Origin of the sequence: Acinetobacter sp. RUH 2624 (assembly GCF_000162375.2) — a bacterium.
Taxonomy (GTDB): Bacteria; Pseudomonadota; Gammaproteobacteria; order Pseudomonadales; family Moraxellaceae; genus Acinetobacter; species Acinetobacter nosocomialis.
This window is the reverse complement of record NZ_KI391939.1, coordinates 2,560,651-2,572,577: the sequence shown is the minus strand read 5'-3', so window position 1 is coordinate 2,572,577 and position 11,927 is coordinate 2,560,651. Positions and strand designations below refer to the sequence as shown.

The window sequence follows — 11,927 nt, the reverse complement described above, 5'->3', positions numbered from 1 at the left end:
AATACATAAACTGATGAATGGCAGATATGTTAAAATGAAACAAATTCTTGTTATATGTCTGGGGTGATTGTGCTGCCTTTATATATCACTTCCGGTGAGCCTGCTGGTATTGGTCCAGATATTTGCTTAAGTCTGGCGGAACGCATTGATGAGCGTCCGATTGTTGTTTTGGCTGACCGAAATCTATTGCAACAACGTGCTCAAAAGCTAGGCATGGACATTAAGTTTTTAGAGTATACAGGGCAAGCTGAATCATGTTTGCAAGGCGAACTTTATATAGAGCACGTCGCGTTAAAAACAGAAGTCATCGATGGCCAATTAAACCCAGCTAATGCAGCTTATGTATTAGAACAATTACGTCGCTCAGCTGATTATGCAATGTCAGGTAAAAGTGTAGGTGTGGCTACTGCGCCGGTACAAAAATCGGTCATTAATGATGCAGGTATTTTATTTAGTGGTCACACTGAATATTATCAAGAGTTCGCTGGTGTAGAGCGTGTTGTCATGATGCTCGCAACAAAAAACTTGCGGGTAGCTTTAGCGACTACACATTTGCCTTTAAGAGAGGTAGCCGATGCAATTACCAAACAACGCTTACATCAAGTGATAGACATTTTACTTCATGACTTAAAAACCAAGTTTAAAATTAATGATCCAAGAGTATTAGTGTGTGGATTAAATCCTCATGCAGGTGAAGATGGTTACTTGGGACATGAAGAGATTGATACGATTAATCCGGTTCTTGAAACTTACCGCTCTCAAGGTATTAAAATCAGTTTAAGTATGCCAGCAGATACTTTATTCACTCCTGATCACCTTAAAAATACCGATGCTGTTCTTGCTATGTACCATGATCAAGGTTTACCTGTGCTAAAATCACAAGGTTTTGGTGAAGCAATTAATATCACATTGGGCTTACCGTTTATTCGAACTTCAGTCGATCATGGTACTGCTCTGTCTTTAGCTGGGACAGGTTTGGCAAAAAGCTCAAGTTTAAATGTCGCTGTCGATTTAGCCTTATCGTTGGCAGCGAGTTAAATTTTTCATGTTGGAAATGTTCTATGTATCAAATTAATGCCCTAAACCCGAAAGATGAAGGGCATAAAGCTCGTAAACGTTTTGGTCAAAACTTCTTACATGATCAGCGAGTCATTGCCAAAATTGTACGCTCTGTTAATCCGCGTCCAGGCGACAATATTGTTGAAATTGGCCCAGGTTTGGCTGCTTTAACCTCTCCTTTAATTGGAGAGTGTGAGGCTTTAACTGTAGTCGAGCTAGACCGTGACTTAGCAGCAGGCTTACCAGAACGTGTACCACATCCAGAACGTTTAACTATCGTAGAAGCTGATGCTTTAAAATATGATTTTAGCCAACTTGTAAAAGATGGCCGCCCATTACGCGTTGTTGGTAATTTGCCTTATAACATTTCTACACCATTACTTTTTCATCTCTTGGAATTTGGTAGTCAAGTTAAAGACATGCATTTCATGTTGCAAAAAGAAGTGGTAGAACGTATTACTGCTGAACCAAATACAAAAGAATATGGTCGTTTATCGGTAATGATTCAATATTATTGCCAGCCTACCTTTTTATTTGAAGTACCTGCCGGCGCATTTAATCCGCCACCAAAAGTGACTAGTGCTGTATTCCGTTTAGTTCCTTACGAACAAAAACCGATTGTTGCGAAAGATGAGAAAGCTTTAGCTCGTTTGGTTGCACACGTATTTACTCAACGTCGTAAAACTCTAAGAAACAGTCTTAAAGGTATGTTAGCTGAAGATGGCTTCGAAAAAGCAGGAGTCGATCCAATGGCTCGTCCAGAAACTTTGACACTTGCTGAGTTCGTAGCTTTGGCAGATCAAATGGTGGCATAAATGACCAAGCGTTATAACTATGTAATTGGAGATGTGCAAGGTTGTTTTGAAGCACTCAAAGCATTACTAAAAGAAATACGTTTTGATCCTGATCAGGATTTTATTTGGTTTGCTGGTGATTTGGTTGCACGTGGGGAGAACTCGGTAGGTGCACTGCGTTTCATTAAGAAACTAGCCGATCGAGGGGCTGCCGCTACAGTATTGGGTAATCATGACTTAACACTCATTGCTTGTGCTCGTGGTCTTAAAGAAATTAAAGAAAAAGATCGTACGCAGGACGTTATTGATGCTGTGGATGGTGATGAACTCATCGACTGGCTGCGTAAACAACCATTATGTTTATTTCCAAATGAACAAACTGTGCTAACGCATGCTGGTATACCTTGTATTTGGAGTGCATCAAAAACGGCTGCGGTAGCGAAAGAAGTTGAAGCGGTATTAGCAGATGATGATCTGTCTGTGCTAGATGCTTTTTTGGCTGAAATGTATGGTTCGAAACCGGATCTTTGGAAAGATGACTTAACTGGTAATGACCGTCTACGCTGCATTACTAATTATTTAACACGTATGCGTTTGACCAATGCAGAAGGTACTTTGGAATTTAGTTTTAAAGATACTTTAGATGCACCAATGCCGGAAGGTTATTTACCTTGGTTTGAATTTCCAAGTAAAGCTGCACAGACACATCAAATATTTTTTGGACATTGGGCTGCTTTAGAAGGCAGAACTATTAGTGATCATATTCAAAATGTTGATGGTGGTTGTGTATGGGGTAAGAACTTAATTGCTTACCGTCTTGAAGATCAGCAAATATTTTCAGTAGTTAACCCTGTGATGTAATAAAAAAGCCGCATAAGCGGCTTTTTTATTTTTGAAAATTATTCTAGTCGAATCCAGATTTGATTGCGGCCTAAAGCAGAAACTCCAAGATAACCGCGCATATGTAGACGGTTACCATTTGCACTGAGTTTGGCTTTTAATCCGTAAACTTTACCAGTATTTGGATCTAGAATTTTTCCTCCGGTATAGGTTGTACTATCAACTTGTTTTAAGCCAGTCGCAATATCCAAACCTACAATATGCTTATTGGTATAAGGCGCTGGACAGTTATCACAAATTTCTTTTGGTGTATAACCCGGACGCGGTGTGATTTTTACAACTTTTCCTGCATACGTACCATTCGCCTCTTTACGTATTTCTACGTGAGCCTTAGGTGTGCCAGTTTTATCGTCAATTGTTTGCCAAAGACCGGTAATATCGGCTGCAAAAGTAGCAGTATTCATTCCCAATAGGAGCAAAGCTCCAACAAAAAATTTCCCCATAATCAAAAAATCCTTTTAGATTTGAAAGTCCATCTTATTTCTAATTAATAACGGGTTCAATGTTTATTTAAACTACTTTTTAATCAATGTATTCCAAAAGATAACATGAAGGTTGGTAGCCAGATTGCAGTAAATACCCCATTTAAGGCCATACCAAATGCAGCATAACGACCCGCAACAGGGCCACGCTGCCAAGCTTGAGCAGTTCCAATTGCATGGGCAGCTAAGCCTAAAGCTAAACCTGATGCTCTTTCATCATGAATATGCTTAAGTAAAAATGGTGAAAATGCTGCACCAATAACGCCAGATAAAATCACGATCAGAGTGACTAAAGTTTCTGGAGCATGTAACAAAGTCGCGATATTTAAAGCAATAGGCGTAGTTACGGCGCGTGTAGCAAAAGCCAAAATAGTAGGCTCAGACATATGCAATAAATAAGCGAGTCCCATTGGTAAAGCAACAGCACTAATACTCGCAAAGCATAAAATGCCAATAACCGATTTAAGAGGTAAGTCGTCATAACGCATCGCAGCTAATGGTATAGCTAAAGCAACTGTGACATATCCTAATAAATGGCTAAATAAATCATTTACGTAAATACGGTATTCTTCATAAGGAACTTTCAAGATTGACAATAAACCAATCACAATGAACATACCAAAAACTAAAAGAGGCACTTGAGGGAAACGACGGTTTAAAGGTTTTGCACAAAGATAGCCAACTAGCGTAATCAAAAATCCATATAAAATCATAAGCATTTTATTCTCCTTATAACCAATGTTTGGCCATTTTTGCATAGACCCACAAGGGTATAAGGGTGCTCACCACCAATACGAAGAGAAACAAAGGAATTTCTTTACCCATATGTACCAGCATAATTAATGAACCTGCACAAATGGGTAAAAAAGCAAAGCCACTTTCTTTCATAATTTTATTATTGGTGTCGACAAGTCTTAAGGGGATTTTCTTAAACTTGCGCCAAATGAGTAAGATGATGAGTAAACTAATTAAACCAACTAAGTTACCTAATTCTGGATGACCAAAAGCACGCATAACGACGACTGAGCCTTCACGGAAACCGATAATAAGTAGAAAAGTTCCTACCCATGCTGCCCAATCTATACTTTTGATCTTATCCATATTTTTTATCTCTAAAAGTGTACTTATCAAGTTTTAACTGATCTAGTGCTTGATTTCAAACTCTTCCAATGGTCTTTTAAACTGACTCGCCCGTTCACCCAATATCTCGTCGATAGGGAGTTTGGCTTGACGAATTAACTGCTCAAGCTTATGAGGCGCAATTCGTATATCAATATGTAAAATTCCTTCATCATCATAATGTTCAGATTCGATCACGTTTAAAGCATAAAGCTGGGTACGCAATTTGCCATAAGCAGGTTTAAGTTTTAATGAGAATTGTTGAAGTTGCCCCATTAAACATTCTTGGACTGCTTGGCGTAGTAAATCTAGCCCTAAACCTGAATGTGCTGAAACATACACGCGATCCGGAACATGAGGCTGTGAATAAATAATTTTAGCCTCTTCACCACTTAAATCGATTTTGTTGTAGACACGAAGGACAGGTGAATCTGCTCCAATTTCTTTTAAAACCCCTTCAACAGCTTCAATTTGATCAAGCATGTCATGGCTACTACTGTCAATGACATGTAAAAGTAGGGTGGCTTCAAGCGTTTCTTCTAAAGTTGCTTTAAAAGATTCAACTAGATCATGTTGTAGGTTTCGCACAAAACCTACAGTATCTGCAAGCACAACAGTACCAATACCATCCCATTCTAAACGACGTAAGGTTGGATCAAGAGTTGCAAACAGTTGGTCGGCTGCATACACATCACTTTTTGCTAAAATATTAAATAATGTGGATTTACCCGCATTGGTATAACCTACTAAGGATACGGTTGGGATTGAAGCTTTTTGTCTTGCCGCCCGCCCTTGTATACGAGTTTGATGAACTTTATCTAACTTATCTTTTAATTGTGTAATACGCACACGAATGAGGCGACGGTCTGTTTCGAGTTGGGTTTCACCGGGACCACGTAAGCCAATACCACCTTTTTGTTGTTCAAAGTCAGCAGACCAACCACGAATCAGGCGAGTTGATAAATGTTTAAGCTGAGCAAGCTCGACTTGTAATTTACCCTCATGGGTGCGGGCACGCAGCGCAAAAATATCTAGAATTAAACCAGTACGGTCAATGACTCGGCATTTTAATATTCTTTCTAAATTTCGTTCTTGAGCAGGTGTTAAAGCATGATCAAAAATAACCAGTCCTGCTTCTAAATCACGAACTTGTTCTGCAATTTCATCGACTTTACCGGAACCAATAAAAAACTTAGGATTTGGCTTATTACGTTGCACTTTAATGTGTTCAAGAATATCTGCACCAGCAGACTGTGCAAGTAGAGCAAACTCTTCGGCATCCAGATCATCTAATAATTGTACAGACACACTCACTAATATTGTGCGTTCACCGCCTTGATGCCGATCAACATATTCCACGTGGTTATAAATCCTGAAAAGGCTAAAACTTTATTCTAGTGGAAACTTGAGTAAAAGGGGAAAGGGTTTGCTCTTATCCTTTAGATTATCTACATACATTTTATTTTTTATTTGCTTCTATCGCATAGCGATGCAAGTTTATTCCGAAACGTATAGAATGGCTCGAGATGGGTATAACAATGATTGATCGTTAGTGAAATTTTATGGCTCAAACGCAAAGTATAGTGAATTCAACATTAAAGAAATTTTCAAAAATAGGTTTATACGGAAAAAAAGTTACTTCAGCGACAGCGGCAATCAGTGAAGGTTTTTACTTAGTTTATCGTCATGGACTTTATAAAGATCCAAATAACCCTGTTAACACACGATACGTCCAATATTTTTGCCGCCGTTTATGTAAAGTCTTTAACCTTGATGTTCAAGTGCATGGCACAATTCCGAGAGAACCAGCTTTATGGGTAAGTAATCATATTTCTTGGCTTGATATTGCTGTTTTAGGTTCAGGTGCGCGTGTATTCTTTTTAGCGAAAGCCGAAATAGAAAATTGGCCTATTCTTGGTAACTTAGCAAAAGGCGGTGGTACTTTATTTATTAAGCGTGGGTCTGGTGACTCTATTAGAATTAGAGAGCAAATTGCTGGATTCTTAAAACAAAATATTCCAGTTTTATTCTTCCCAGAAGCGACTACTACAGATGGTCATTCTGTTAAAAAAGTTCATGGTCGTTTACTTGGAGCTGCTATTGAAGCAGAGCGTCCAGTACAGGTATGTTTAATCTGTTATGTAAATCGTCATGGCGAATTAGATAACGTTGCACCATTTATTGGGGAGATGTCTTTTGTTGAGCATATTCAGCGTGTGCTAGAAATGCCGAAAGTAACGGCTCATTTATTAACATTGCCTCCTATCTCGGTAGAAGGACATGATGTAAAAAGTTTAACTCAAGAAGTCCAACAAAAAATGGTAGAAGGTTTGGCTCAATTACATCAAAAAGTACTTAAGCCAAAAAGTTAATTACATAAAACCTTCGAGAGGCAGCCATGAAAGAAACTTCATGCCTGCCTTTTGCCACCATTTCATTTCTGGCTCTTTTTTATAAATGACAGGGCCTTTTGAGGTTTCTTGTTGCCAATAAATATTATTATTCGGATCTAGTTTTAATTTATAAGCATACTTATTTAAATTTTCATCCATCGTATGGTGAATTGTTTTAGCCAGTGATGGGCTATCTAAAATTACACCAATTTCAGTATTTAAATAGGCTGAACGTGGGTCAAAATTAAATGATCCAATAAAAACCTGTTCATCTAAAGCCATGAGTTTAGTATGTAAACTTGAGCGACTTAAACCTTTCATGTTTACTTTTGCTTTGGTTGCCAACTCATCCGTATTTTTATTTAAATTACGTTTATCTGGAGTTGGTAAAAACTCATAAAGTTGTACGCCGTTTTTCAAAAGCTCTTTTCGGTATCGACCATAAAATGCATGAACCACAGCAACATCATTGGCTTTAAATGAATTTGTTAAAACACGAACTTCTACCCCTTCTTTGGCGAGGGTACTTAAAATTTTAGCGCCTTGCTTTTCAGGAATAAAATAAGCAGAAATCAAATCAACATTGCTTTCTGGTTTTTCCAAATGATTAATCAATTGGAAATTCAAATGCTCTTCTTTTTTTGCTTTTGACTTAATTTTATCAGGGGAGTCTTTTACAACCTCTGCCTTCACCCAGTCAAACTGAATGTTATGGTCTAACCATTTATCAAAAGCATGCGATCTAGACGTTAAATTGAGAAAGTTTTGAACAGTGGCTTGTTGATAGTGAGCATCTAGTTGTTCTTTCAAACTTTCATATCGTAAACGGTGTTGTTGAGCACTGACAATACTCTGGACTGAGTATGCATATTCATGATTCCAGTAGTCATCAAAAGAATTTACGATGTCATCAACAGCAGCACCGACTAACATGACATCGACATCAGAGAATTGATAACTATCACTAACGTTATAATACTGATTTGTCATATTACGCCCACCAATAAGCGCAACCTGATTATCGGCAATAAAACTCTTATTATGCATACGATGATTGATACGCTTTAAGTCTAATAGCATATCCATCGCACGGTATTTACGAAAACGGTATGGGTTAAATAATTTAACTTCAATATTTTTATGCTGAGAAAGGGCCAGTAAAACACCTTCCATCTTTTTAGCATTATTATCATCAATCAATAAACGCACTTTAACGCCACGATCGGCAGCACGAATAATGGCATGTAAAGCTAAAGCACCGACCTTATCGTTATCCCAAATATAGTACTGTAAGTCTAAAGTCTTCTCGGCTTTATCAATCAACCTTAATCGAGCTGCGAGAGCTTCTAACGGATCATTTAAAAGGTGGTAACCCGTTAAATTTGGATTTTGCTCACGTAAAGGCGTAATAATTTTCGCAAGTGAAGTTTGAGATGTATCGATATCACGCGCGTATTGAACTGGTTCAACCCGATGTTTAGGTAGCGTGCTACAACCTGTCAAAGTTACAGCAAAACTTGAACAGACAATTAAAGAAGCTTTGATCAAAAAGCCTTTAGCCTGTTGATGAGTTTGAAGCTGTTTGGAATGAAAGGATTGTGCCATAATCAATACATACGATAAGGTGAGCTAGAGTATAATTCGTGCATATTGAAAGATAAATATTGAATTTGATTACTAGCAATCAATATAAGATAAGTCGAGAATCGTAATGTGGAACCCAAATTCAATCATCTTTTGTTTTTACTTTATTTTTTCAATACTTGCCTTATGGGGAATTGTCGAAGCTTGGGTTCATCAATCGCGTACCGAGACGATTCATCCATTTAAAGCTTTTGTTCACTTACTTGCTTTTTATCTATCTTATCTTCTTATTCCACTTTGGTTCTTTAATTTATATGCAGGTTGGATGGGGTATTACTCAATTCATCAGACTATTTTTATATTTTTATTAAGCGGTATTCTCATTTATGCGCGTTTTATAGAACCGCATATGGTACGTGTCGATGTTCATCAGTATCGTTTGAATCCAGACCGCCGTTTTAATAAGCCTGTAAAAGTTGCTTTAATTGCCGATTTACATATAGGTTTATTTTCTGGCCATGAGCGACAACTCAAAATCATTGTGAAAAAACTCAATGAACAAAAGCCAGACCTAGTGGTTGTGGCAGGAGACTGGACTTATGAGCCAGAAGATAAGTTGGTGCAAGAATTGAGCGTACTCAAAGATATTCAGGCCCCTGTGTATTCTGTTCCTGGAAATCACGATGAACAATATCCAGGGCCTCCTATTCAACAACTATTAAAAGATGCGCTTCACTACAATGAGGTTATGGATATTGAAGGGAAAATTGTTGAATTTGATGAATTTCGTTTAATTGGTATTGGTGATCTTTGGGCTGGGAAAACCGATATGCGTTCAATGCCAGACTTACCTCAAGATAAGCCTTGGTTAATTTTGTCCCATAACCCCGATACTGTAGATATGGTTCCCAAATTACCTAATCGCCCCTTAATGTTATCTGGGCATACTCATGGGGGACAGGTCGAACTTCCTTGGGTAACTAACTATATTATGAAAAAAGTATCAATCTTAGGTCATAAACGTGGCTTTTATTCACATGAACATGCTGATGTTTTCGTCACCGTAGGAACGGGTATGGTTGGAATACCATTAAGATTTCGGGTGCCGCCTACTATTGATATTATTGAGCTTGTATAAAATAAAAAAGCCAATCACAAAGGATTGGCTTTTTTATAATTAGAAACCTAAGGAATAATAACGATTGCAACACGACGGTTAATTGCCCGATTTTCATTGGTTGTATTCGGTACATAGGGTTGAGTTGAACCACGCCCAATAACGTAAATATTTTCCTTTTTAAAACCGTGAGTCAAGAAAAGGTTCGCAACACTTTGCGCACGTTCTTCAGATAACTTTTGGTTGTATTCAGGATTACCTACATCGTCAGTGTGACCAACAATTTTTAATTTATTCAAATCATATTTATTCAATTGATTTGCTAAACGTGTGAGCTCTGCCTCATGACTTTGTTTTAATGTTGCGTCATTAAAATCAAATAATAAGCGTTCTGGTAAACCTAGAGTCCAACCTTCATTAGTAAGTACAAAACCCTCTTTTTTTAGCATTTTTACTTGACGATATTTCAAAGGACCAAAACTCAAGCAGCCTGCAAGCGCAATGCACAGCAATGCAATAAAGGAGAGTTTCAAAGATCTTGTATTCATAAATTAGCCTAAATTTAATTCTCTGGTTTATAAATAAACCAATGTTGCTCAGAAGTCTTAGCCTTATACATCGCTTGATCTGCTTGCATAATAAAATCTTCTGGACTAGACGCAAATTGGGATAAAGCAATCCCTACACTAAAACTGAAATAAATCGTTTGATCATTTAGATGCAAAGGTTCTTTACAGCTTTCGAGTAAATTTTCAGCAATAGATATTAAATGATCAGCATGCGTAATGGAATGCAAAATAACCGCAAATTCATCTCCGCCTAAACGGGCAATAAAGTCTTGATGACGTAAGCGCGTTTGTAACCTTTTCGCCATCTCTTTCAAAACTTCATCACCAGCTAAGTGTCCGAACTGATCATTAATTGATTTGAAGTTGTTGTTATCTATGAACAATAAGGCCGACTTGTTGTCAAAATCCTTATCTTCAAACATATCTAACAATATTTGATAAAAATAATGTCTATTCGGTAATAGGGTAAGCTGGTCATGATGGGCTTGAAAAGATAATTTACGATTTTCCTTTTGCAGTTGATTATCCCAAATCTGAATTTCTTCAAGTAACTCATTAAATACGGTATTTAGATCTTGAAACTCTTTAATTCGGTTATAAGGAAAACGAAGGTTATAAGCTTTTTGTTCACTTACGATCTGAGCAATATTTGTGAGCGGATAAATCGCTTGCATAATTTGACGATAAGTCAAATTCACTGACCACCATAAAGCACAAACAATAAATAACATTGCAATCGCAAGACCGACCATAATCATCTTTAAAAATTGCAATATTTTTTCAGAGCTACCAAAAAGTGTGAGTTCACCTACATTCTGCTGGTGATGATAAATTGTTAAATGTACCGGCTCATTTAAAAACCAGTGATCAAACCATCCTTCTAAAACTGAAGTTTGACTCGACAATTTAAAGCTTTGTGCAATTAAATGATGTTCAGAATCATAAATATGAATTGCTCGAATAGAATGATCATTTGTATATTCATTTAAAATCTGTTCTATCGTGATCTTGTCATTAAATACGACAGCTGGCTGAATACGCTCTAGAAGCGTATGGCTGAGTAACTGCAAATTCTGCTTTGCATAAGTTTCCATAGTAAAAACGGAAATAGATACAAAGGTAAAAGAACAAATAAAAAAAGTAATAGCAAAAATCGTAAATTGAGACTTTCTAAAAAGAGCATGTAGAGAAGTGGACTGATACAACTTAGATATCATAGCCCTTACTCCGCATTCTTAGCCAAGAGTAATACCCTTGGATCAATATGGACCTTGGAGTGGCTTAATGCATCTAAGTTAACTTTAAAAGTGGTGTAATTATTTTGGTCATATAAGCAAAAGATACTACCAACTTCACATTCTGGATTATTAATACTTAAAGAAAGCAAAGAACGATATGGATAATTTTGAATTAAATTTTGTTGCTGCTGAGGAGAGGTTGTAGAGAAATAAACAGCTTGGCAATGCGACTTAGGAAAATCTTTAGCATTAACCGTTTGTACACGATAGTTATAAGATAATTGCTGAATATAAGACTGAAAAGAAGAAGTAATTGAAGCATTATCAATTACACAAAGAGTAGGAGTGCTTACATTCTCCCATTTGCTATAACTTAAAATAGATAAAGTCAGCACATAGAAATTATGTTTTGAATTGGCATACGCAGGCCCACTCGTAGCAAACACTACAAGTATGCAGAATAATACTTTCTTAGCGGAGTGCCACATGGTGAGTTAATGCCAAATCAATTGCACGAATAATCTATTCTACATGAAGTTGATTAACTAAAAAAAGTTTAATATCTCATCTAATTTTGACTAAAAAGCCTAAAAAGTGATCGGTTGATGCGTTGGAAGTTAAAAAGGTATTGCAAAGGTAAGTTAATGGTCTATAATGCACATCCATCGGCGG

13 protein-coding genes are annotated in these 11,927 nt (G+C 37.2%); 5 read left to right on the top strand and 8 right to left on the bottom strand.

All coding sequences use genetic code 11. The features are described 5' to 3' along the window. Nucleotides 1-54: 54 nt before the first annotated feature. Genes pdxA through HMPREF0014_RS18620 form a run of 3 tightly spaced genes read left to right on the top strand, consistent with a single transcriptional unit; the run spans nt 55 to nt 2,714 of the window. On the top strand, nt 55-1,038 hold the full coding sequence (pdxA, locus tag HMPREF0014_RS18630; RefSeq protein ID WP_016805554.1) for a 4-hydroxythreonine-4-phosphate dehydrogenase PdxA: 984 nt from the start codon (nt 55-57) through the stop codon (nt 1,036-1,038). Nucleotides 1,039-1,061: 23 nt separating this feature from the next. Beyond that, complete coding sequence (gene rsmA, locus HMPREF0014_RS18625; RefSeq protein WP_002048699.1) at nt 1,062-1,874, top strand: 16S rRNA (adenine(1518)-N(6)/adenine(1519)-N(6))-dimethyltransferase RsmA; 813 nt, start codon at nt 1,062-1,064, stop codon at nt 1,872-1,874. After that, complete coding sequence (locus HMPREF0014_RS18620; protein ID WP_006581623.1) at nt 1,875-2,714, top strand: symmetrical bis(5'-nucleosyl)-tetraphosphatase; 840 nt, start codon at nt 1,875-1,877, stop codon at nt 2,712-2,714. 38 nt (nt 2,715-2,752) lie between these two features. Here HMPREF0014_RS18620 and HMPREF0014_RS18615 read toward each other — a convergent pair whose 3' ends face one another. The 4 genes from HMPREF0014_RS18615 to hflX all read right to left on the bottom strand — a co-directional run bounded on the left by HMPREF0014_RS18615 (nt 2,753) and on the right by hflX (nt 5,713). Next, nucleotides 2,753-3,196 carry a DUF2147 domain-containing protein gene (locus HMPREF0014_RS18615; protein ID WP_002048729.1) on the bottom strand — a complete coding sequence of 148 codons (444 nt, stop codon included), beginning with the start codon at nt 3,194-3,196 and terminating at the stop codon, nt 2,753-2,755. A gap of 83 nt (nt 3,197-3,279) precedes the next feature. Continuing rightward, nucleotides 3,280-3,954, bottom strand: coding sequence for an LrgB family protein (locus HMPREF0014_RS18610; RefSeq protein WP_006581625.1), 675 nt, complete (start codon nt 3,952-3,954; stop codon nt 3,280-3,282). Between the two features lie 10 nt (nt 3,955-3,964). Beyond that, nucleotides 3,965-4,336 carry a hypothetical protein gene (locus HMPREF0014_RS18605; RefSeq protein ID WP_002048719.1) on the bottom strand — a complete coding sequence of 124 codons (372 nt, stop codon included), beginning with the start codon at nt 4,334-4,336 and terminating at the stop codon, nt 3,965-3,967. 42 nt (nt 4,337-4,378) lie between these two features. Next, complete coding sequence (gene hflX, locus HMPREF0014_RS18600; protein WP_002048698.1) at nt 4,379-5,713, bottom strand: ribosome rescue GTPase HflX; 1,335 nt, start codon at nt 5,711-5,713, stop codon at nt 4,379-4,381. Nucleotides 5,714-5,916: 203 nt separating this feature from the next. Here hflX and HMPREF0014_RS18595 point away from each other — a divergent pair, with 203 nt between their 5' ends. After that, nucleotides 5,917-6,726, top strand: coding sequence for a lysophospholipid acyltransferase family protein (locus HMPREF0014_RS18595; protein ID WP_006581626.1), 810 nt, complete (start codon nt 5,917-5,919; stop codon nt 6,724-6,726). On the opposite strand, the gene HMPREF0014_RS18590 is transcribed toward HMPREF0014_RS18595, so the two are convergent. Then, the gene (locus HMPREF0014_RS18590) at nt 6,727-8,352 is read right to left on the bottom strand and encodes a phospholipase D family protein (RefSeq protein WP_020992289.1); all 1,626 of its coding nucleotides are present in this window, start codon (nt 8,350-8,352) and stop codon (nt 6,727-6,729) included. A gap of 106 nt (nt 8,353-8,458) precedes the next feature. On the opposite strand from HMPREF0014_RS18590, the gene HMPREF0014_RS18585 reads away from it, so the two are divergent. After that, entirely contained in the window at nt 8,459-9,469 is a 1,011-nt protein-coding gene (locus HMPREF0014_RS18585; RefSeq protein ID WP_004711906.1) for a metallophosphoesterase, read from the top strand. 47 nt (nt 9,470-9,516) lie between these two features. Here HMPREF0014_RS18585 and HMPREF0014_RS18580 read toward each other — a convergent pair whose 3' ends face one another. The 3 genes from HMPREF0014_RS18580 to HMPREF0014_RS18570 are packed head-to-tail and all read right to left on the bottom strand — an operon-like array spanning nt 9,517 to nt 11,743. After that, entirely contained in the window at nt 9,517-9,996 is a 480-nt protein-coding gene (locus HMPREF0014_RS18580; RefSeq protein ID WP_001097560.1) for an OmpA family protein, read from the bottom strand. 14 nt (nt 9,997-10,010) lie between these two features. Beyond that, nucleotides 10,011-11,234 (bottom strand): diguanylate cyclase, encoded by a 1,224-nt coding sequence (locus tag HMPREF0014_RS18575; protein WP_004711907.1) that lies wholly within the window; start codon nt 11,232-11,234, stop codon nt 10,011-10,013. A gap of 5 nt (nt 11,235-11,239) precedes the next feature. Then, the gene (locus tag HMPREF0014_RS18570; protein ID WP_006581628.1) at nt 11,240-11,743 is read right to left on the bottom strand and encodes a YfiR family protein; all 504 of its coding nucleotides are present in this window, start codon (nt 11,741-11,743) and stop codon (nt 11,240-11,242) included. Between the last annotated feature and the right edge of the window lie 184 nt (nt 11,744-11,927).

Coding starts and splice junctions, on each gene's coding strand:
- pdxA (WP_016805554.1), top strand. CDS start 55: ATGTCTGGGGTGATTGTGCTGCCTTTATATATCACTTCCGGTGAGCCT.
- rsmA (WP_002048699.1), top strand. CDS start 1,062: ATGTATCAAATTAATGCCCTAAACCCGAAAGATGAAGGGCATAAAGCT.
- HMPREF0014_RS18620 (WP_006581623.1), top strand. CDS start 1,875: ATGACCAAGCGTTATAACTATGTAATTGGAGATGTGCAAGGTTGTTTT.
- HMPREF0014_RS18615 (WP_002048729.1), bottom strand. CDS start 3,196: ATGGGGAAATTTTTTGTTGGAGCTTTGCTCCTATTGGGAATGAATACT.
- HMPREF0014_RS18610 (WP_006581625.1), bottom strand. CDS start 3,954: ATGCTTATGATTTTATATGGATTTTTGATTACGCTAGTTGGCTATCTT.
- HMPREF0014_RS18605 (WP_002048719.1), bottom strand. CDS start 4,336: ATGGATAAGATCAAAAGTATAGATTGGGCAGCATGGGTAGGAACTTTT.
- HMPREF0014_RS18595 (WP_006581626.1), top strand. CDS start 5,917: ATGGCTCAAACGCAAAGTATAGTGAATTCAACATTAAAGAAATTTTCA.
- HMPREF0014_RS18590 (WP_020992289.1), bottom strand. CDS start 8,352: ATGGCACAATCCTTTCATTCCAAACAGCTTCAAACTCATCAACAGGCT.
- HMPREF0014_RS18585 (WP_004711906.1), top strand. CDS start 8,459: ATGTGGAACCCAAATTCAATCATCTTTTGTTTTTACTTTATTTTTTCA.
- HMPREF0014_RS18580 (WP_001097560.1), bottom strand. CDS start 9,996: ATGAATACAAGATCTTTGAAACTCTCCTTTATTGCATTGCTGTGCATT.
- HMPREF0014_RS18575 (WP_004711907.1), bottom strand. CDS start 11,234: ATGATATCTAAGTTGTATCAGTCCACTTCTCTACATGCTCTTTTTAGA.
- HMPREF0014_RS18570 (WP_006581628.1), bottom strand. CDS start 11,743: ATGTGGCACTCCGCTAAGAAAGTATTATTCTGCATACTTGTAGTGTTT.